The sequence below is a fragment of the Ideonella sp. genome, from assembly GCF_044358605.1.
Taxonomy (GTDB): domain Bacteria; phylum Pseudomonadota; class Gammaproteobacteria; order Burkholderiales; family Burkholderiaceae_C; genus Ideonella.
Map to the genome: position 1 here is coordinate 121,850 of NZ_JBIKNQ010000001.1, position 18,741 is coordinate 140,590.

Annotated in this window: 21 protein-coding genes and 2 tRNA genes; 7 read left to right on the forward strand and 16 right to left on the reverse strand. The window is 63.4% G+C overall.

Going from position 1 to position 18,741, the window contains the following annotated elements; all coding sequences use genetic code 11:
• Nucleotides 1-131: 131 nt before the first annotated feature.
• A tRNA-Pro gene (locus tag ACIQ3Q_RS00565) sits at nucleotides 132-208 on the reverse strand.
• A 21-nt stretch (nucleotides 209-229) separates the two neighbouring features.
• Nucleotides 230-1,222, reverse strand: coding sequence for a polyprenyl synthetase family protein (locus ACIQ3Q_RS00570; RefSeq protein ID WP_396266998.1), 993 nt, complete (start codon nucleotides 1,220-1,222; stop codon nucleotides 230-232).
• A 221-nt stretch (nucleotides 1,223-1,443) separates the two neighbouring features.
• Here ACIQ3Q_RS00570 and rplU point away from each other — a divergent pair, with 221 nt between their 5' ends.
• The 4 genes from rplU to proB all read left to right on the forward strand — a co-directional run bounded on the left by rplU (nucleotide 1,444) and on the right by proB (nucleotide 4,370).
• Nucleotides 1,444-1,755 (forward strand): 50S ribosomal protein L21, encoded by a 312-nt coding sequence (rplU, locus tag ACIQ3Q_RS00575; protein ID WP_210808413.1) that lies wholly within the window; start codon nucleotides 1,444-1,446, stop codon nucleotides 1,753-1,755.
• Between the two features lie 18 nt (nucleotides 1,756-1,773).
• Nucleotides 1,774-2,031 carry a 50S ribosomal protein L27 gene (gene rpmA / locus ACIQ3Q_RS00580; protein WP_210808415.1) on the forward strand — a complete coding sequence of 86 codons (258 nt, stop codon included), beginning with the start codon at nucleotides 1,774-1,776 and terminating at the stop codon, nucleotides 2,029-2,031.
• 88 nt (nucleotides 2,032-2,119) lie between these two features.
• Complete coding sequence (gene cgtA / locus ACIQ3Q_RS00585) at nucleotides 2,120-3,217, forward strand: Obg family GTPase CgtA (protein ID WP_396266999.1); 1,098 nt, start codon at nucleotides 2,120-2,122, stop codon at nucleotides 3,215-3,217.
• 7 nt (nucleotides 3,218-3,224) lie between these two features.
• Nucleotides 3,225-4,370: a glutamate 5-kinase gene (proB, locus tag ACIQ3Q_RS00590; RefSeq protein ID WP_396267000.1), complete on the forward strand. Its 1,146-nt coding sequence runs from the start codon at nucleotides 3,225-3,227 to the stop codon at nucleotides 4,368-4,370.
• On the opposite strand, the gene ACIQ3Q_RS00595 is transcribed toward proB, so the two are convergent.
• Nucleotides 4,336-4,929: an RNA pyrophosphohydrolase gene (locus ACIQ3Q_RS00595; protein WP_396267043.1), complete on the reverse strand. Its 594-nt coding sequence runs from the start codon at nucleotides 4,927-4,929 to the stop codon at nucleotides 4,336-4,338. The two genes, proB and ACIQ3Q_RS00595, sit on opposite strands and share 35 nt — an antisense overlap.
• Nucleotides 4,930-5,046: 117 nt before the next feature.
• Here ACIQ3Q_RS00595 and ACIQ3Q_RS00600 point away from each other — a divergent pair, with 117 nt between their 5' ends.
• Nucleotides 5,047-6,792: a proline--tRNA ligase gene (locus ACIQ3Q_RS00600; protein WP_396267001.1), complete on the forward strand. Its 1,746-nt coding sequence runs from the start codon at nucleotides 5,047-5,049 to the stop codon at nucleotides 6,790-6,792.
• Nucleotides 6,789-7,457, forward strand: a complete 669-nt coding sequence (locus ACIQ3Q_RS00605; protein WP_396267002.1) for a lytic transglycosylase domain-containing protein — start codon at nucleotides 6,789-6,791, stop codon at nucleotides 7,455-7,457. The genes ACIQ3Q_RS00600 and ACIQ3Q_RS00605 overlap by 4 nt, the downstream gene beginning before the upstream one ends.
• A gap of 1 nt (nucleotide 7,458) precedes the next feature.
• Here ACIQ3Q_RS00605 and ACIQ3Q_RS00610 read toward each other — a convergent pair whose 3' ends face one another.
• The 6 genes from ACIQ3Q_RS00610 to hemA all read right to left on the reverse strand — a co-directional run bounded on the left by ACIQ3Q_RS00610 (nucleotide 7,459) and on the right by hemA (nucleotide 12,650).
• Nucleotides 7,459-8,034 (reverse strand): UbiX family flavin prenyltransferase, encoded by a 576-nt coding sequence (locus ACIQ3Q_RS00610; protein ID WP_396267003.1) that lies wholly within the window; start codon nucleotides 8,032-8,034, stop codon nucleotides 7,459-7,461.
• Nucleotides 8,035-8,064: 30 nt separating this feature from the next.
• On the reverse strand, nucleotides 8,065-8,376 hold the full coding sequence (gene grxD, locus ACIQ3Q_RS00615; RefSeq protein WP_396267004.1) for a Grx4 family monothiol glutaredoxin: 312 nt from the start codon (nucleotides 8,374-8,376) through the stop codon (nucleotides 8,065-8,067).
• A 119-nt stretch (nucleotides 8,377-8,495) separates the two neighbouring features.
• Complete coding sequence (locus ACIQ3Q_RS00620; RefSeq protein WP_396267005.1) at nucleotides 8,496-9,077, reverse strand: hypothetical protein; 582 nt, start codon at nucleotides 9,075-9,077, stop codon at nucleotides 8,496-8,498.
• A 161-nt stretch (nucleotides 9,078-9,238) separates the two neighbouring features.
• Nucleotides 9,239-10,084: a peptide chain release factor N(5)-glutamine methyltransferase gene (prmC, locus tag ACIQ3Q_RS00625; protein ID WP_396267044.1), complete on the reverse strand. Its 846-nt coding sequence runs from the start codon at nucleotides 10,082-10,084 to the stop codon at nucleotides 9,239-9,241.
• Between the two features lie 5 nt (nucleotides 10,085-10,089).
• On the reverse strand, nucleotides 10,090-11,172 hold the full coding sequence (gene prfA, locus ACIQ3Q_RS00630; protein WP_396267006.1) for a peptide chain release factor 1: 1,083 nt from the start codon (nucleotides 11,170-11,172) through the stop codon (nucleotides 10,090-10,092).
• Nucleotides 11,173-11,321: 149 nt separating this feature from the next.
• Nucleotides 11,322-12,650, reverse strand: a complete 1,329-nt coding sequence (gene hemA, locus ACIQ3Q_RS00635) for a glutamyl-tRNA reductase (protein ID WP_396267008.1) — start codon at nucleotides 12,648-12,650, stop codon at nucleotides 11,322-11,324.
• A 142-nt stretch (nucleotides 12,651-12,792) separates the two neighbouring features.
• Here hemA and ACIQ3Q_RS00640 point away from each other — a divergent pair, with 142 nt between their 5' ends.
• Entirely contained in the window at nucleotides 12,793-13,080 is a 288-nt protein-coding gene (locus ACIQ3Q_RS00640) for a hypothetical protein (RefSeq protein ID WP_396267009.1), read from the forward strand.
• A gap of 16 nt (nucleotides 13,081-13,096) precedes the next feature.
• On the opposite strand, the gene ACIQ3Q_RS00645 is transcribed toward ACIQ3Q_RS00640, so the two are convergent.
• From ACIQ3Q_RS00645 to ACIQ3Q_RS00675, 7 genes are all read right to left on the reverse strand, one after another.
• Nucleotides 13,097-14,044 carry a hypothetical protein gene (locus ACIQ3Q_RS00645; protein ID WP_396267010.1) on the reverse strand — a complete coding sequence of 316 codons (948 nt, stop codon included), beginning with the start codon at nucleotides 14,042-14,044 and terminating at the stop codon, nucleotides 13,097-13,099.
• A gap of 161 nt (nucleotides 14,045-14,205) precedes the next feature.
• The gene (gene miaB, locus ACIQ3Q_RS00650; protein ID WP_396267011.1) at nucleotides 14,206-15,558 is read right to left on the reverse strand and encodes a tRNA (N6-isopentenyl adenosine(37)-C2)-methylthiotransferase MiaB; all 1,353 of its coding nucleotides are present in this window, start codon (nucleotides 15,556-15,558) and stop codon (nucleotides 14,206-14,208) included.
• 13 nt (nucleotides 15,559-15,571) lie between these two features.
• On the reverse strand, nucleotides 15,572-16,009 hold the full coding sequence (locus ACIQ3Q_RS00655) for a hypothetical protein (protein WP_396267012.1): 438 nt from the start codon (nucleotides 16,007-16,009) through the stop codon (nucleotides 15,572-15,574).
• Between the two features lie 243 nt (nucleotides 16,010-16,252).
• Nucleotides 16,253-17,452, reverse strand: a complete 1,200-nt coding sequence (locus tag ACIQ3Q_RS00660) for a type II toxin-antitoxin system HipA family toxin (RefSeq protein WP_396267013.1) — start codon at nucleotides 17,450-17,452, stop codon at nucleotides 16,253-16,255.
• Between the two features lie 18 nt (nucleotides 17,453-17,470).
• Nucleotides 17,471-17,725, reverse strand: coding sequence for a helix-turn-helix transcriptional regulator (locus ACIQ3Q_RS00665; protein ID WP_396267014.1), 255 nt, complete (start codon nucleotides 17,723-17,725; stop codon nucleotides 17,471-17,473).
• 160 nt (nucleotides 17,726-17,885) lie between these two features.
• Nucleotides 17,886-17,962: transfer RNA gene (locus ACIQ3Q_RS00670), tRNA-Met, on the reverse strand.
• Nucleotides 17,963-17,994: 32 nt separating this feature from the next.
• The gene (locus ACIQ3Q_RS00675) at nucleotides 17,995-18,633 is read right to left on the reverse strand and encodes a TetR/AcrR family transcriptional regulator (RefSeq protein WP_396267016.1); all 639 of its coding nucleotides are present in this window, start codon (nucleotides 18,631-18,633) and stop codon (nucleotides 17,995-17,997) included.
• Nucleotides 18,634-18,741: the final 108 nt, after the last annotated feature.

Consider the following 18,741-nt stretch of genomic DNA (forward strand, 5'->3'; position numbering starts at 1 on the left):
TAAACACGAGTGACCCTGTGCAGTGACAGACTGCGCACACAGTGCCATTAACTGAGGACTTGAGCGTCGGAGAAAGGGGAGGGAGGAGCAGGCATCAAACTGGTGACCATTGCAGTCACCCAACTCCAAAGTGGTCGGGGTGAGAGGATTCGAACCTCCGGCCTCTACGTCCCGAACGTAGCGCTCTACCAGGCTAAGCTACACCCCGTGCGACCAAAGTTGCCAGCGCTCAGGACGAGCGCTCAACCGATCGAGCCGATAATTCTAGCAGAGCCCGCGAAGCCGCTGAGGGGGGCAAAGTGGAAATGCAGGCGCTGGCCTCCTGAGCCTCCAGACGGGCGGCGTCGCGAGTGGCGTCCAGAGCGCCTGTGCGCCGTACTAGTTCCACAATCTCGGCCAGGCGCTCAACCTCGCCATGCTCGATAGCGTGGCGAATGAGCTGTCGCTCTTCGGCGCTGCCGCGCTCCATCGCCACCAGCAGTGGCAGCGTGGGTTTGCCTTCACGAAGGTCATCGCCCACGTTCTTGCCCAGTGCTTCAGTGTGGCCTTCGTAGTCCAGCAGATCGTCCACCAACTGGAAGGCTGTACCGAGTGAGCGGCCATAGGCGGCGCAGGCGTCCTCCACTTCTTTGGAGGCATCGGCGATCACGGCGCCCAAGCGCGCGCTGGCTTCAAACAGCTTGGCTGTCTTGAAGCGAATCACCCGCAAATATTGCTCAACCGCAATGTCAGGGTCGTGCATGTTCAGCAATTGCAGCACTTCGCCTTCAGCGATCACATTGGTGGCGTCGGCCAAGACCTCGAGCACCCGCATGCGGTTCACCGACACCATCATCTGGAAGGCGCGGGAATACAGGAAGTCGCCCACCAGCACCGACGCAGCATTGCCGAACAAGGCGTTGGCAGTTTCACGTCCGCGGCGCAGCGAGGACTCATCCACCACATCGTCATGCAGCAAGGTGGCGGTGTGGATGAACTCCACGATGGCGGCCAACTCGTACTGGTGCTCTCCTTCATAACCCAGTGCTTGCGCAAACAGCAGCACCAAGCGCGGGCGAATGCGCTTACCCCCTGCGCCGATGATGTAGTGCGAAATCTGCTCGATCAGCGCCACATCGGAAGATAGGCGCGCGCGAATAACGTCATCCACTTTCGCCATCTGGGCCGCCATGGGGTCCTGCGGGCGGGGGGCGGCTGTAGCAGTGGTGGTGGCGGACGACATGATGATGTGCGCAGGCGGGCGGGCGGCAAAGCGGCTGATTATAAGAAGCCTGTCGCACGGCGCTACGCCTGGCTATCTTGGGGTGTTTGCGGTCAGTTGTAGGTCGTGCTAGAATCTTTGGCTCGCCCGTAATGGGTCTGCCGGGAGTGGTGGGCTTTGGAGGTGCGAGGTAAAGAAGCTCTGGAAACAGGTTTCAGAGCATTGTTCTTGAGAGGTCATATATGTACGCGGTCATAAAAACCGGTGGCAAGCAATACAAAGTTGCAGCCGGCGAAAAGATCAAGGTAGAACAGATTGCTGCGGACGTTGGCCAGGAAATCGTGATTGATCAGGTGTTGGCTGTCGGAAACGGCGCTGAACTGAAGGTCGGGACTCCCCTGGTGAGCGGTGCAAGCGTGAAGGCCACTATCGTGGCGCATGGTCGTCATGACAAGGTTCGCATCTTCAAGATGCGTCGCCGTAAGCACTACCAGAAGCATGGCGGTCATCGCCAGAACTACACCGAGCTGGAAATCAGCGCGGTCAACGGCTGATCCAAGGAGTACTGATCCATGGCACAGAAAAAGGGCGGCGGCTCAACGCGTAACGGCCGCGACTCCAAACCAAAGATGCTGGGTGTGAAGGCCTTCGGTGGCCAGGCCATCTCGGCAGGGTCCATCATCGTGCGTCAGCGCGGCACCAAGTTCCACGCTGGCACCAATGTCGGCATGGGCCGTGACCACACGCTGTTTGCACTGGTTGATGGCACCGTGTCCTTCAAGGTGCAGGGCGAGCTGAATCGCCACACCGTCATCGTGACTCCGCTGTAATCCCAGCAGGTCCCGATTCGCTCCCCAAACTCGGGGGCGGCTCAAAGCCCCGGCCATCCGGGGCTTTTCCTTTTTGGCGCTGAACATCATGAAATTCGTTGACGAAGCCACCATCGACATCGCTGCCGGGAACGGCGGCGCGGGCTGCGCGAGCTTTCGCCGCGAAAAATTCATCCCGTTCGGCGGCCCCGATGGGGGTGATGGCGGGCGTGGCGGCAGTGTTTACGCTGTGGCAGACCGCAACCTCAACACCCTGATCGACTATCGCTATGCGCGCCGCCACGAAGCGCGCAACGGCGAGTCGGGTCGCGGCGCGGACTGCTTTGGTGCTGCCGCCGACGACATCATTTTGCGCATGCCGGTGGGCACCATCATCACCGACGTCGAAACCGGCCGCGTGATGGCCGAGTTGCTGGACCCGGAAACCCCCACCTTGCTGGCCAAGGGCGGTGACGGCGGCTTTGGCAACCTGCACTACAAGACGGCGACCAACCGGGCGCCACGTCAGCACACCCCAGGCTGGCCTGGTGAGGGCTTCAAGGTTAAGCTGGAGCTGCGCGTGCTGGCCGACGTGGGCCTGCTGGGCATGCCCAATGCAGGCAAGTCCACCTTGATTTCGGCCATCTCCAATGCCCGGCCCAAGATTGCGGATTACCCCTTCACCACCTTGCACCCCAACCTGGGGGTGGTGCGTGTCGGCCCCGAAAAAAGCTTTGTCGTCGCCGACATTCCGGGCTTGATCGAAGGCGCCTCGGAAGGTGCTGGCTTGGGCCATCGCTTCTTGCGCCACTTGCAGCGCACGCGCTTGTTGCTGCACATCGTGGACTTGGCACCGTTTGATGATGCGGTCGACCCGGTTGCGCAGGCCAAAGCCATCGTAGCCGAGCTGAAAAAGTACGACGAAGAGCTGCACAGCAAGCCGCGCTGGTTGGTGCTCAACAAGCTCGACATGGTGCCTGAGGACGAGCGGGTCAAGCGCATTAAAGATTTTGTGAAGCGCTACAAATGGAAGGGCCCGGTGTTCGAGATCTCGGCCCTGGCGCGTGAAGGCCTGCAGCCCTTGATTCACGCCATTTGGGCGCATGTGGCGGCCGAGCAAACCCCGCCACCGCCCGAGCCTGATCCGCGCTTCGACCGCACCGATGTCGACCTCGACCCCCGCTTTGATCGCTCTGCTGACCAGTGAGCCTCGGATGACTGACGCCCTCAAGAACGCCCGCCGCATTGTCGTGAAGGTGGGCTCCAGCCTGGTCACCAACGAGGGCCGGGGGGTGGACGCTGAAGCCATTGGCACCTGGTGCCGTCAGTTGGCGGCACTGGCCAGCCAAGGCAAAGAGGTCATCATGGTCTCCAGCGGTGCGATTGCCGAAGGCATGAAGCGCCTGGGCTGGGCCAGCCGCCCCAAAGAGTTGCACGAGCTGCAAGCCGCTGCGGCCGTGGGTCAAATGGGCTTGGTGCAGATGTACGAAAGCAAGCTGTCCGAGCACGGTATTGGCAGCGCGCAAGTCTTGCTCACCCACGCCGACTTGGCCGACAGAGAGCGCTACCTCAATGCCCGCTCCACCTTGTTGACGCTGCTGGGTCTGCATGTCATTCCGGTGATCAACGAGAACGACACTGTCGTCAACGATGAAATCAAGTTTGGCGACAACGACACCTTGGGCGCACTCGTGGCCAATTTGGTGGAAGCCGACGCGCTGGTCATCCTGACCGATCAGCGTGGCCTCTACAGCGCCGACCCCCGCAAGAACCCCGACGCCCGCTTCATCGACGTGGCACAGGCCGGCGACCCGGTGCTAGAGCAAATGGCCGGTGGTGCCGGCTCCGGCGTGGGCACGGGCGGCATGATCACCAAGATTTTGGCGGCCAAGCGCGCCGCTGGCAGTGGTGCCAGCACCGTCATCGCCTGGGGCCGCGAGCCGGATGTGCTGCTGCGCCTGACCCAAGGCGAATCCATTGGCACCGCGCTGCTGGCAGGTACCGCCAAACTGGCGGCCCGCAAGCAATGGATGGCCGATCACTTGCAACTGCGCGGCGCCGTTACGGTAGACGACGGTGCCGTCATCAAGCTGCGCGACGAGGGCAAGAGCCTGCTGCCCATCGGCGTGGTGGGCGTGGAGGGTGACTTCCACCGCGGGGATGTGATCGCCGTGCGCTCCGGCGGTGGGGTTGAGATTGCCCGAGGCCTGGCCAACTACGCCAGCACCGAGGCTCGGCTCATTGCCCGCAAGCCTTCATCGCAGATTGAAGCGCTGCTGGGCTTTACCAACGAGCCCGAGCTGATTCACCGCGACAACCTAGTCATCACGGGGGCGGCTGCCCCGTCATCTCAGGGCTGACCTCTGCAATGGGTGGGGCCTCGTCATGGGGCTCGCGTCGCTCACCGCTGCGCATGCCGCTGCGCAGATAGCGGTTGTGATGGTGCGGGCGCGGTAGATAGCGCGCCAACTCGGTCAGCGCCATTTCATAGACCCCGCGCTTGAACTCGATCACCACGTCCAGCGGTACCCAATAATCGTTCCAACGCCAAGCGTCGAACTCTGGGTGGCTGGTGGCACGCAGGTTCATGTCACTGTCGCGGCCCAGCAGCCGCAACAAAAACCAAATCTGCTTTTGGCCTTTGTAGTGGCCGCGCGCATCCTTGCGGATGAAGTGATCGGGCACGTTGTAGCGCAGCCAGTCGCGGGTGCGCGCCAAGATTTGGACGTGCTCCGGGTGCAGGCCGACTTCTTCATGCAATTCGCGGAACATCGCCTGCTCAGGCGACTCGCCATACTTGATGCCCCCTTGCGGGAACTGCCAGGAGTGGGTACGCAAGCGCTTACCCCAGAAAACCTGGTTGCGCGAGTTGAGCAGGATGATGCCGACGTTAGGCCGGTAGCCTTCGCGGTCGAGCATAATCAAACCCCAATTTTTGAACTGAAACCAATATAGCACCGCGAGGCCAGGGTGAGCAGTCTCTCGCTTACCCGAACAGGGCCTCTGCTGTTCAGTTGCCTTCCCAAAGCTGCGCCCATGAAAGCCTCCCAGTTCTTCATCTCCACCCTCAAAGAAGCCCCCGCCGACGCCGAAGTGGTCAGCCACAAGCTGATGATGCGGGCCGGCATGATCAAGCGCTTGGGCGCCGGCATCTACAACTACATGCCCATGGGCCTGCGGGTCATTCGCAAGGTCGAAGCCATCATCCGCGAAGAGATGAACCGCGCGGGTGCGTTGGAGATGCTGATGCCGGTGGTCCAGCCGGCCGAGCTGTGGCAGGAGACCGGCCGCTTTGACAAGATGGGGCCGGAGCTGCTGCGCGTCAAAGACCGCCATGGTCGTGACTTCATCATCCAGCCCACCTCGGAAGAGGTCATCACCGATGTGGCGCGCCAAGAGCTGCGCAGCTACAAGCAGTTGCCCAAGAATTTCTATCACATCCAAACTAAGTTTCGCGATGAGCGTCGCCCCCGGTTTGGCGTGATGCGTGGACGCGAGTTCACCATGAAGGACGCTTACTCCTTCGACCGCGATGTGGCAGCCGCCACCGTCAGCTATCAAGGCATGTTCGATGCCTACAAGCGCATCTTCGACCGCTTTGGTCTGCAGTACCGTGCCGTGGCGGCGGACACCGGCGCCATCGGTGGCGAAATCTCGCATGAGTTTCAAGTGATCGCAGACACGGGTGAAGACGCCATCGTCTACTGCCCGACCAGTGACTACGCCGCCAACATCGAGTTGGCTGAAGGCGTGGCTCTGCTACCGGCGCGTGGCGCAGCCTCACAAGCGCTGGCCAAGACGCCGACACCTGGCAAGAGCACCTGCGCTGACGTGGCTGAGTTGCTGGCCTTGCCTTTGGCTCAGACGGTGAAGTCCTTGGCTCTTGCCACGGATGAACTCAATGAGCACGGCGAGATCGCCAAGTCCACCGTCTGGTTACTGCTGCTGCGCGGCGACCATGACTTGAACGAAGTCAAGGCCAGCAAGGTCGAGGGCCTCAAGGCTGGTTTCCGATTTGCCACCTTGGCGGAGATCGAAGACCACTTCGGCTGCAAGCCAGGCTACCTAGGCCCTGTGAGCTTGAAGAAACCCGTCAAGGTGGTCGCAGACCGTACCGTGGCCTTGATGAGTGACTTCGTTTGCGGCGCCAATGAGGTGGACTTCCACCTGACTGGCGTGAACTGGGGTCGTGACCTGCCCGAACCCGATGCCGTGGCCGACCTACGCAACGTGGTGGAGGGTGACCCTTCACCGGATGGCCAAGGCGTGCTGGCCATTCAGCGCGGTATCGAAGTGGGCCATGTGTTCTTGCTGGGGACCAAATACTCCAAGGACATGAACGCCACCTTCCTGGACGAGAACGGCAAGCCCCAGCATTTTGTGATGGGCTGCTACGGCATTGGCGTCACCCGCATCTTGGGCGCGGCCATTGAGCAAAACCATGACGCGCGTGGCATCGTCTGGCCTTCCACCATTGCCCCCTTTGAAGTGGCGCTGTGCCCCATCGGCATGGACCGCTCCGAAGAGGTCAAGGCAGCGGCGCACAGCTTGTATGCCGAGCTGCAAGCCGCCGGCGTGGATGTCATCTTGGATGACCGTGGCGAGCGCCCCGGTGCCATGTTTGCCGACTGGGAGTTGATCGGCGTGCCGCTGCGCGTGGTCATCTCCGACCGTGGCTTGAAGGAAGGCCAGCTGGAGCTGCAAGGCCGCCGGGATGCAGAGGCCAGCAAAGTGGCCGTGGCGGATGTGCTGGCCCTGGTTCGCACGCGTTTGGCCGCATGACGCTGGCTGCGCCTGACTCCCTGCCACTGCACAGCCGTGCTGCGCAGCTTGGCCTGTCTCGGCGCAGTGTGCTGGCCTCGGCGGCGGGGCTGGCGGGCATGGGCTTGGGCGCTCCGGCTTGGGCCGGCCGCCAAGCGGAAGAGCCTTTGGCAGACTCCGTGCGGGGTGCTTTGGCGGCTGCGGTGGCCGATGGCTCGCCGCCCAAGGTTCAGTTCGACCGGGTGGAAGACCGCTTGGTCTACCTGAAATGGCTGGGCGCCATGAGCGACCGGCTCAAGCGCCGCAAATCAGAAACCCAAACCCGCTTGGAGTTTTTGGAGACGCTTTGGTACGAAAGCAAGCGTGCAGGCCTGGAGCCGGCGCTGGTGCTGGGCCTGGTGCAGGTGGAAAGCGGCTTTCGCAAGTACGCCATTAGCGTGGCGGGCGCGCGCGGCTATATGCAAGTCATGCCTTTTTGGGCTCGACTGATTGGTGATGGCGACCCCGCCAAGCTGTTTCACATGCAGACCAATATGCGATTTGGCTGCGTGATCCTGCGCCATTACTTAGATCGCGAAAAGGGCGATCTCTTCATGGGCCTGGGCCGCTACAACGGCAGCCGGGGCAGGGCCGAATATCCGAATGCGGTGATGGCCTCGCGGCGGCTGTGGCTGCCGCCGGACTGAGTCAAAGCCCCGTCCAGCGCTGCGGCTGGGCCTCAGCCACGCCCAGCATTTCCATCACCCGCTCCACCGTGTCGGCCACTAGCGCTTCGATGGTTTGAGGGCGGTGATAGAAGGCGGGCAGCGGCGGGAAGATCACACCGCCCATCTCAGTCACCGCCGTCATATTGCGCAGGTGCGCCAGGTTGAAGGGCGTTTCACGCACCATCAGGATCAACCTACGCCGCTCCTTGAGCGTGACATCGGCGGCACGCGTCAGCAGGTTGTCGCCAAAGCCATGCGCAAGGGCGGCCAAGGTCTTCATGGTGCAAGGCGCCACCACCATGGCCTGGGTGCGGTGGCTGCCGCTGGCAATGCAGGCACCGATGTCGCCCGGCGAATGGCTTTCGCTGGCCAGGGCTTCCAGCCCGGCGCGGTCCAGCCCCAGCTCATGGTGCACATTCAAGATGCCGGCCGGTGTGGCCACCAAGTGTGTGTGCGCGCCCACCTCGCGCAGGCGCTGCAGCAGTTGCACGCCATACAGCGCACCGGAGGCCCCCGTGATCCCGACAATGATGCGCGGTGCGCTGGGGGTCGCCATGGTGCGCTAACGCAGGTAGGGTCAGAAGGCTCAGGCAGACAGCGTTTGCTGCAACTCGCCCGACTGGTACATCTCCATCATGATGTCCGAGCCGCCAACGAACTCCCCATTGATGTAGAGCTGGGGAATGGTGGGCCAATTGGCATAGTCCTTGATGCCCTGGCGCACGCCTTCGTCTTCCAGCACATTGAAGGTCACCAGATTGCTCACGCCGCAGGCTTTGAGCACCTGGACCGCACGGCCCGAAAAGCCGCACTGGGGGAACTGCGCGGTACCCTTCATGAAGAGCACCACTTTGTTGCTCTTCACGAGTTGATCGATGCGTTGCTGTACGTCGTCCATGGAATGCTCTGCAAATTCAAGAAGTGAAGCCGGGTTTATACGGCAAAGCGGGGTTGGAGCGCTCGCCGAGCGTCTCAAACCCCGCTGGTTTGTAGTGCTGAGTATGCCGTGAACAGGCGCTAGAACGCGTAGGAGAGGTTCACTTGCAGCATGGGCGAGACCTGCAGGCTGCGCCACAGGCTCTCATTGCCGCGGCCCATTTGCAGCAATTGGCTGGGGCGCTGAGAGACCATGCCCAGGTCAGCACTTAGGCCGATACCCAGCTTGGCCCAGTAGGCGCTGTAGCCCAAGCCCACATAGGCTGCGGGCGTGCTGGGGGCGTCTGGGTCATGCGCTGCCCAGGCGGTGCCACTGGCTGTGGCCTGCCGCCACCATGGGCTGCTGAAGGGGTTGCTGTCGAGCTGCGACTTGGCACTCGGCCACAGCAAAGCCCCGGTGGCACGCAGGCCGCCAGCGTCGCTCAAGCGACCCCAGCTGAAATAATGGTCTCCGCTCCAGCGGGCCGACCCCAGCGGGAGGTGATTGCCCAAGCCCAGGCCAGCCGTCGCTGCTGGGCTATTCAAATTCGCCAGCCGGTTCTGCCACTGTGGCCAAGGATCGCGTTGAGGGTCCGGGCGCAGCCCTTCCCCCGCCGCCTGAGCAGCGGGCACAAGCACCAGCAGGGCGCAAAGTACAGCGGCTGTGAGGCTAGAGGGGCGCATGATGACTCTCCCAAGATTGGCAGGGCAGTTCAGCCCTTGGACGACACTGTCTGGATATCGGCAGTTCACCGTCCCTGAAGCGCATCCTACTGCGATGCTCTCGAAACAGGGTGTTAACAACGCGGCAAAGTACCCTCTATCCCACAGCTTCACTCGCGGATTTAAGTGTTAACCCTTAAATTCTGCCCACCCGTGCAACGCCACTGTCCGCCCAAATCAGCCCGGCTGCTGATGTTCTCAAAGCCCGCTTGGCGCAGCAGGTCTTGCACGGCATCAGCCTGGTCCCAGCCATGCTCCAGCAGCAGACTGCCGCCCAGGTTCAGGTGCGAAGGCGCCTGAGCGATGATGCGCCGCAGGTCGTCCAGGCCGTCGGCACCCGAGGTTAAGGCCATCTTCGGTTCATGCTGCAGGGCCGCCAAATGGGGGTCACCTTCGGCGATGTAGGGCGGGTTGGAGAGCACCAGGTCAAAGCGCTGCCCGGCTACGGCGTCCCACCATGAACCTTGGCGCCAGTGCACCGGCAAGCCCAGGCGCTCTCCGTTGGTTTGAGCTTGGGCCAGCGCAGCTAGGCTGAGGTCCACGGCCGTCATGTGGCAGTGGGGGCAGGCCTGGCGCACGGCTAGCGCGATGGCGCCGCTGCCGGTGCCCAGGTCCAGCACCTGGGCTGGACGCGCCGCATCGGCCTGCGCCAGCCACTCCAGGGCCCAGTCCACCAGGGTCTCGGTGTCCGGGCGGGGCACCAGCACAGCGGGGTTGACCGCCAGCCGCAGGCCATGGAACTCGCGCTCCCCCACGAGGTAAGCCACCGGCTCGCCGCGCTGGCGGCGCGCACAGAGCTGTTCAAACTGAGCCGCTGCCTGGGGCGTCAGGGTTTGCTCGTCATGGGTGATCAGCCAAGCCCGCTCGCGCTGCACAACATGCCCTAGCAGCGCAAAGGCATCGACCCGGTCCAGCGCGGGCCCGGGTGCCGCGCTCATCGCTTGCTTCAGCGCCTGGGCGATGCTGATCCCGCTCACTGCCCGCTCTCCAAGGCCGCCAATTGCTGCTGGGCCCGGGCCGCTTGCAGAGCCGCCATCACGTCGCTGAGATCGCCGTTCATGATCTGGTCCAGCTTGTAGAGCGTCAGGTTGATGCGGTGGTCGGTCAGCCGCCCTTGCGGGAAGTTGTAGGTGCGGATGCGGTCACTTCGGTCGCCCGAGCCCACCAGCTCCCGCCGGGTGGCGGCCTCTTTGGCCTGGCGTTCGCTGCGCTCTTTGTCTTGCAGACGGGCCTGCAGCACCGCCAAGGCTTTGGCTTTGTTGCGGTGCTGCGAACGGTCGTCTTGGCACTCGGCCACCAAGCCGGTGGGCAGGTGGGTCACGCGGATCGCGCTGTCGGTCTTGTTGATGTGCTGGCCGCCCGCGCCGCTGGCGCGGAAGGTGTCGATGCGCAGATCGGCCGGGTTCAGGGTGACCTCGGCGGCTTCGTCGGGCTCGGGCATCACCGCCACGGTGCAAGCGCTGGTGTGGATGCGCCCCTGGCTTTCGGTCTGCGGCACGCGCTGAACGCGGTGGCCGCCGGACTCAAACTTCATGCGCTCATAGACCCGGCTGCCTTCAAAGCGCAACACGATTTCTTTGTAGCCGCCCAGGTCCGAGGCGTTCTCGCTCATCACCTCGACCCGCCAGCCTTGGCCTTCGGCATAGCGCAGGTACATGCGCGTCAGGTCGGCGGCAAACAAGGCGGACTCATCACCCCCCGTGCCCGCACGGATTTCCACAAAGGCATTGCGGTCGTCGTCCGGGTCGCGGGGTAGCAGCGCGGTTTGCAAGGCCTCCAGCAAGTCCACCATGTCGGCGTCGGCTTCTTTGATTTCTTCTCGCGCCATCTCACCCATGTCGGCGTCGTCCAGCATCTCTTGGGCCGCAGCCCGGTCGCGCTCGCGCTGCTCATAGCGCCTGAACAGGCCCACCACCTCGGCCGCTTCGGCCTGCTCGCGCGCCAGGGCGCGAAAGCGCTGCATATCGGCCGCCAAGCGCGGGTCGGCGAGGCTGGCATCCAGCTCAGAGAGGCGCATCTCCAGCCGCTGCAATTGCACGCGCATGGCGTCTTTCATGGGGGCTCCGTCGGGCGTTTGAGGCGGCGGCTGAGAAGGGGGCGGGCCGCGGCCTGTGAGTGCAAAAGGTGAGGGCGCCAAAACGCCCTGACGTCAGGTTTGCCGCGCTCTGGGCCATCGGCCTGCAGCGCCTGCAACAAGCAGCGTCGCTAGCGCGAGCCGGGCTCAGGGCTAGGTGGCGAAGCGGCCTCGCCTGCGGGGTCCAGCGGTGCTTGGCGCAAGAACAGGCGCGAGACGGTCTCGGCCAAATGCTGGCGCTGCGGGCCTTCGCTGGCATGCAGCTCAGCCATCGCGCCATGCAGCATTTTTTGCGTCAGGCCGCGGGTCAGGGCGTCCATCACCTTGTCCAGGTCAGCCCCTTTGGCCAAGGCTTTGCGGGCACGGGCCAACTCGGCCTCACGCCAGGTGTCGGCCTGTTTGTGCAGGGCTTGGATCAAGGGCACGCTGGCCCGCTGGTCCAGCCAATGGCTGAAGCTTTGCACCCCGGCGTCGATGATGGCTTCGGCTTGCTCTACGGCCGCTTGGCGCTTTTCACCGGCGGTTTGCACCACCTCGGTGAGGTCATCCACGGTGTAGAGATACACATCGCTGAGTTGGCCCACCTCGGGCTCAATGTCGCGCGGCACGGCCAAGTCGACCATGAACATGGGTTTGCGGCGCCGTGCCTTCAAAGCTCGCTCCACAGCGCCCAAGCCAATGATGGGCAAGGTGCTGGCGGTGCAGGAGATCACTGCGTCAAACTCATGCAGGCGCGTGGGCAGGTCAGCCAGGCGGATGGCTTGAGCGCCAAAGCGGCTGGCCAGCTTTTCACCGCGCTCTAGGGTGCGGTTGGCCAGCGTCATGCTCTTGGGCTCGCGTGCGGCAAAGTGCGTGGCCACGAGCTCAATCATCTCGCCCGCGCCCACAAACAGCACTTTGATCTCCCGCAGGTCTTCAAACAACTGCGAAGCCAGGCGCACCGCGGCGGCCGCCATGCTGATGGAGTGCGCGCCAATCTCGGTGCTGGTGCGCACCTCTTTGGCCACCGAAAACGAGCGCTGGAACAACTGGTGCAGGGTGGTGCCCAAAGTGCCGGCTTCATCAGCGCCGCGCACCGCCTGCTTCATTTGGCCCAAGATCTGCGGCTCGCCCAGCACCATGGAGTCCAGACCTGAGGCCACGCGGAAGGCATGGCGGGCGGCCTCGCGGTCCTCGCGCACATAGGTGTGGGCCAGCAGTTGCTCGCTGCTCACCCCACCATGGGCGGCCAGCCACTCCAAGGCGGGGCGCACAATTTCTTGTGGGCGCGGCACCTGGGCCGCCACATACAGCTCGGTGCGATTGCAGGTGGAGAGAATGGCGGCTTCGGGCGCAGCGCGGCGAAGTTGCTCGTGCAAAGCGCGCAGGGCTGGAGTGAGCTGCTCGGGGGCGAACGCAAACCGGCCCCGCAAATCCAGCGGTGCCGAGGTGTGGTTCAAACCCAGCGAGAAAACAGTCATGGGCCGCGATTATAAAATTGCATCCCTGGGCTGGCGCTGAATAAACTGCGCTTGCAACACCGCGCTGATTGATCAATGTCAAGCTTCGATGGCGGCTGGGCCTACCCCATGCCCCACCGCCTTGCCCACTTCCGGAGCCCCTGTGGGACCTTTCGACGCCTTCTGGCACCTTGTGAACTTTGTCGCCCCCGCGCTGGGCGTGGCCGCTTTGGCCAGTGGGTTGGCCAAGCTCTTCTGGCGGGCCGACCTGCGCTCCACACCATGGTGGCGGCTGTTCTACCGGGCGGCGCTGGGCGGCGCCGCTGCTTTGCTACTGGGCTTGTGGCTGTGGCAGCGAGACGGGCGCATGGCCACCTATGCCTTGTTGGTGTTGGCGGTCGCCTCAAGCCTGTGGTGGCAACTGCTGAGGGCGTCCCGGCGCGCCGCCTGAACGGCTGTCCCAGCCCTCAGCGGTCCTTGCGTGGCGGGTCCTCCCGTCGAGGTTTCTCGGGGTGTGCCTCGGAGGCTTTCTTGTCGGGTCGGTGTGGCGCACTCGCCGCAGCCTGTACAGGCGTGGCTTTGTCCGGTTTGGCTCGATCATGTTTGGGCCGCACGTCTGGCGCGGGTCTCACCCGCTCCACGGCCGACGCCACAAACTCCGAGGGCTTGGGCGTGGCGGCCACTTGGGGTGCTTCATGGGCCCCCGTGTGACGCTGCGTGACCATGCCGCGTGCGGCGGTCTCGTGCTGCACCTGCTCGGCGCGCGGCGCGGTGTGCTCTGCAGCTTGAAGGCGCCGTTCGCTGACGGTAGGCCGTGCCGCAGTGCCTTCCCGACCCCCGTTGAAGCTGACCCGGGTGACCTGCTTGTGGACCATGACCGGGGCGTTGTAGGTCAGGTGAACGGTTTGCCGGTTGACGTTACTCACCGCACGGTTGTAGCGAAAGACCCCGCGGTCCCAGCGCCCGCCGTCGTAGCCTGAGCCGTGATAGCCGAAGCCGTAGTTGATGCCCCCATAAAAGCCGATCCGCACGCCCCAGTAGCCGCTATGCCAGCGGTAGCCCACGCGTTCAAACGCCCAATAGCCGGGCGTCCACAAATAGCCCTTGTTGGGTGCCATCACCCAAGTCCCCGGCACCCAAAAGTAAGCGTTTTGCTCGGCACTCCATGTCCAGTAGCCGGGCGTCCAGATGTAGTCATCCCCCGGCACCTGCGGCTGGGCATAGACCAGCAGCGGCGGTGGCGCCAGCTTGATCAACACCGAGATCTGCGCGTCGGCGGAAGCGGGCAGCAACAGGCCCACCAACACTGCCAAGCCCATCCACGGCACCACCGTCATGGTGGGTGGCCTGGACGCGGGAAACGCGCGCCGGCCCCATGATGTGGCGATGGACCCCAAGGTGGGCAAGCTGGGCATGGCGAATCCTTCAGGCTGTGGCGGTGGTGTCGCCCTATTCAGCCTGCGCCGCGCGCCTGTGTCGGTCTGGCGCCGCACACAGCGGCTGCTCTACCGGATACCTCGCCTCTGCCCTGGTGTTGGTCCTGCTGCGCTGCAGGGGCACTCACACAATTTCAGCGTTAAGCCAGAACGCTGTCCTGCGTGCGCACTGCCGCCCGCAGCGAATGCGGGTAGGCCAAGGTGATGTCCACATCAATCATCTGCCCGATCAGGCGCGCAGGCCCGGGGAAGTTAACGATGCGGTTGCACTCGGTACGGCCCATCAGCTCGCTGGCGTCTTTGCGGGCGTGGCCTTCCACCAAGATGCGTTGGGTGCTGCCAACCATGGCGTCTGAAAAGCGCTTGACGTTGTCTTCCAGGTGGGCCTGCAAAGTTTGCAAGCGCGCCAGCTTCACTTCATAAGGCGTGTCATCGTGCAGCGCGGCGGCGGGGGTGCCCGGCCGGGGGCTGAAGATGAAGCTGAACGAGGCATCAAACCCCACGTCCTGCACCAGTTGCATCATCTTGGCGAAGTCATCGTCCGTCTCACCGGGGAAGCCCACGATGAAGTCAGAGGACAAGCTGATGGTGGGCCGCACGGCGCGGAGCTTGCGGATGATGCTCTTGAACTGCAGCGCGGTGTAGCCGCGCTTCATGGCCGACAGAATGCGGTCCGAGCCGTGCTGCACCGGCAGGTGCAGGTGGTTCACCAATTGCGGCACGCGGGCGTACACATCAATCAGCCGCTGGGTGAACTCATTCGGGTGGCTGGTGGTGTAGCGGATGCGCTCAATGCCCGGGATCTCGCCCACATATTCCAGCAGCAGCGCAAAGTCGGCAACCTCGGCGGTGTCGCCCATCTTGCCGCGATAGGCGTTCACGTTCTGGCCCAGCAGCGTCACTTCTTTCACGCCCTGGTCAGCCAAGTTAGCCACTTCGGTCAGCACGTCTTCAAATGGCCGCGAAACCTCTTCACCCCGGGTGTAAGGCACCACGCAATAGGTGCAGTACTTGGAGCAGCCTTCCATGATGGAGACAAACGCGCTGCCGCCCTCTACCCGCGCCGGCGGCAGGTGGTCGAACTTTTCGATCTCGGGGAAGCTGATGTCCACCTGCGGCTTATTCAGCGCGCGGCGCTGCGCAATCATCTGCGGCAAGCGGTGCAGGGTTTGCGGCCCAAACACAATGTCCACATAGGGCGCGCGGTCCACAATGGCGGCGCCCTCTTGGCTGGCCACGCAGCCGCCCACGCCGATGATCACGCCCTTTTGCTTCAGGTGCTTGATGCGGCCCAGGTCTGAAAACACTTTCTCGGCCGCCTTCTCACGCACCGAGCAGGTGTTGAACAGCACAAGATCAGCTTGCTCCACATCGTCGGTCGGCTCATAGCCTTCGGCGGCATTCAGCACGTCGGCCATCTTGTCCGAGTCGTACTCGTTCATCTGGCAGCCAAAGGTGCGGATGAATACTTTCTTCGTGGTTGCGGTGGTCATCGTGCGTGCTCGCTCAAGGCTTGGTCCAGGTCTGGGCGACAGGGTCGAAGACCCAGCTCTGCGCCTCGGCCGTTGTGCGCGGCCAGGGCAGCCTGCGCGTCTCTTCCTCGCGCAAAATCCAGATCTCATGCAGCTGACCCAGCGAGTCCAGCGTGTAGTTCACCACCACGCGCTGGCCCACCAAGCTGCCTGACACCACCATCATGTTGTTGGTGTCGCGAATGCGCGCACCCGGCGCCAACTGCGTGGCTTTGCGGTTCAGTTGCGCCTGCGGCGGCTCACCAAAAGTGACCTCGCCACGCAAGGCCTTGGCGGGGAAGTTGCGCTGGACCTGCGCTTGCGCTTCAAGGGGCAGCAAGGTGGCGACGAGCGGGAGGGCGAAGGTACTGATGGCCAGCGCGCGCATTACAGCGCGGCGGGAGGTCTGGGCCAAAGGCGCACAGCGGTTCATGGTATGTCTCCAGGGGCTGTGGAAAACGAAAAGGCCGAGATGCCGGGGCACCTGGGCCTTGGAGGAAGCTAAGGCGTGAGTTTAGCGTCTCCAGAAAGGCGGGGCTGCGTAGTAGGCCGAAGTGCACGCCCAGGGGTGGGGCGGAATGCTCAGCTTGGAGCCGTCACTTGCACGTCAGTGCTTCGGCACCTCATTCAGCCTCACCCAGGCATCACGTGAAACGACGCTTCGGTCTGCCTGGGCCTACTTCGCAAAGGCCATGCGGTAAGTCTCTGCGCTGCTCTTGATACGCTTGGCAAGCCCAGAGACCTCACCGGCCAGGTCTCCATGCAGTGACAGGGTCTTCAATGCGGCATCGGCAATCTCACCAATGCGCAGAGCCCCTTGCTTGCGGGTCAGGCCGCAGGTCTCCATGTACTTCAACAGCCCCAAGCGAGCTGCGAAGATGGACTTGTTGCCGTCCAGGTTTAAGGCCAGGGCATCGTCTGGTAGGTAGCAGGTGGTGCAGACGATGTCATAGGCGGGTGCTAGCCGCACGTCCGTGCCGCCCGCCGAATGGAGCATGCCGAAGTTCTTCAGGTGGGCGTCGCCGTTGCCGACGATGCAAGAGAGTGCCACGATGTCGAACAGCTCGCGCAATGACTGCTCCACCCGCTCTTCCGATGCAAACATGCGCACCAGCTTGGCGAGCATTTCGTAGCTCCCGGTGTACTTCTGGTCGGCGCCTCGGCCGCTCAGCACGGCCATGTCTTCGAAGCCCAAGGGAGCCCCGGCCTCGTCTCGGTCAAACCGACGAATCACAAAGATTTGCCTGTCGTCAGACAGATAGAACTCTGGCCCCGGCATGCCCGCAGCGCGGGCGATGGACATGCACACAAACTCATTGATGGCGAGGCCAGGGAAGTCCGACAGGCCAGACTTGACGATCAAGTCGGGTGTCAGCGCGGCAGCCTTCGGGGCCGGTGCGGCCATAGTGTCAGCCGTCACAGCCTCTGGCACCAACACCTTGGGCTGCACGCCGCTCAGTGGCGCGCGCATCATGTAGCGGTCCATCAGGTCTTGAAACAGGCCCTCCGCCCCCCGGTAGGTGAGGATGGCGTCCAGGCGCATCGGCGGGCTGCTGGGCTCAGGCTGGTCGCGCTCTGCGGGTGTCAGCCGCACGCGGCCAATCGATGTCTCGCACGCCATGGCCGAGATCAACTGCAGTGGGTCAGTGCCTGTGAGCTTGGCCAGCCGATGGCGCAGCCGCTCCAGCAGATAGCCCTCGGGCATGTTCATCTGAAAGATGGGGTGCAACTGCGGGCTGTCGTAGGACTGCAGTCGGCCAGGCATCGTCAGCGAGATGTCTGTGTTGGGAGGGCGCTGCGCACTGTAGGCAAAGCGGTAAACCTCTTCCTTGGCCAGCAGGCCAGAGATGCCCTCAGGGGTGTGGACGCGCATCATGGTGGTGAGCCCATCGCGTCAGGTGAGATCCATGCTTTGGAGTTCATCCAGCGTTGGTTTGCGCGCTGGCGTCAGCGAAAACTCCAAGCCCATGGCGCCAGCAAGCTTGGCGTAGTACTCCGCGCCCACCGTGCCCAAACCCGCTTCGACCTGAACGACCTTCTGCCGAGTGACCCCGGCGCGGCTAGCCAACTGGCCTTGGGTCAGCCCGCGCTGAGCCCTGGCTTGCTGCAGAGCGCTGCCGATGCGACAGAGGATGGTTTGATTGTCCATGTCACGTTTACGATACCTTTTGAATATAATGTATCGCAAACGTGACTATGGCGCCAGTCTGACGCCGAAATGTAGGTCCGCCAAGCGATGCAGACCTCGCGCGCGGCCCCAAACGACAAAAAGCCCTTGTAGGTCGTTGACCTACAAGGGCTATTGATTTTGGTGGCGCTTCAGGGATTCGAACCCCGGACCTGCGGATTATGATTCCGTCGCTCTAACCGGCTGAGCTAAAGCGCCTTGAGCCCGCTACTATAACCGAAATTTTGCGTTCAGCGCAAAGGTGTCTGAATCAGTTGTTCGACAAAGCGGTTGCGCTCTTCGCGGGGCAGGGCGGCTTCGGCGCCGGTCATCTGTGAGGCGGCTACCACGTGGCTGTAGAGCAGAAAGGCGCGGCTGCGCGCTTCCATCACGCCAAAGCCCAGGGAAGAAAAGATCTGGGAGATATAGGCCAGGCGGCTGGCGTCGGACTCGTCCATCACTTGGCGGGCCACCGGGTCGCGGCGGGCCCAGTCGCGCAGGGCTAGCTCGATCTGCGCGGCGCGCACGGCCGAGCGGCCCCGGAAGGGCAGGGAGAGCACATCGCGCACCTGCTCGGCCGGGTCGGTGTGGGCGGTTTCCAGGCGGCGGGTCAGCTCTTCGGTCGACTTGCGGCGCCAGGTTTGCAGCACTTGGGCCAGCAGGTCGTTGCGGTCTTTGAAGTGCCAGTAGAAGCTGCCGCGTGTGACCTGCAAGCGCTTGGCCAATACATCCACGCGCACGCTGTCGATGCCGTGGCTCACCAACACGTCGGTGGCCGCGTCAATCCAGGTCTCAGGGGTCAGGGGGGTGCGCACTGGGGCTTCTGCGGCGGGCGCTTTGGCCTTGGCAGTGCGGCGCTTGGGGGCGAGGGGGGCCACGTCTGCAGTCATGGTGCAACTGTATCAAGGCCGGTGGTGCGCTCATCAAGGTTCCAAACAGACAGTTGTGTACGGTTCATGGTGTAAGTACCGATGCTCTTGCCGCTTAGGACTCTTAGC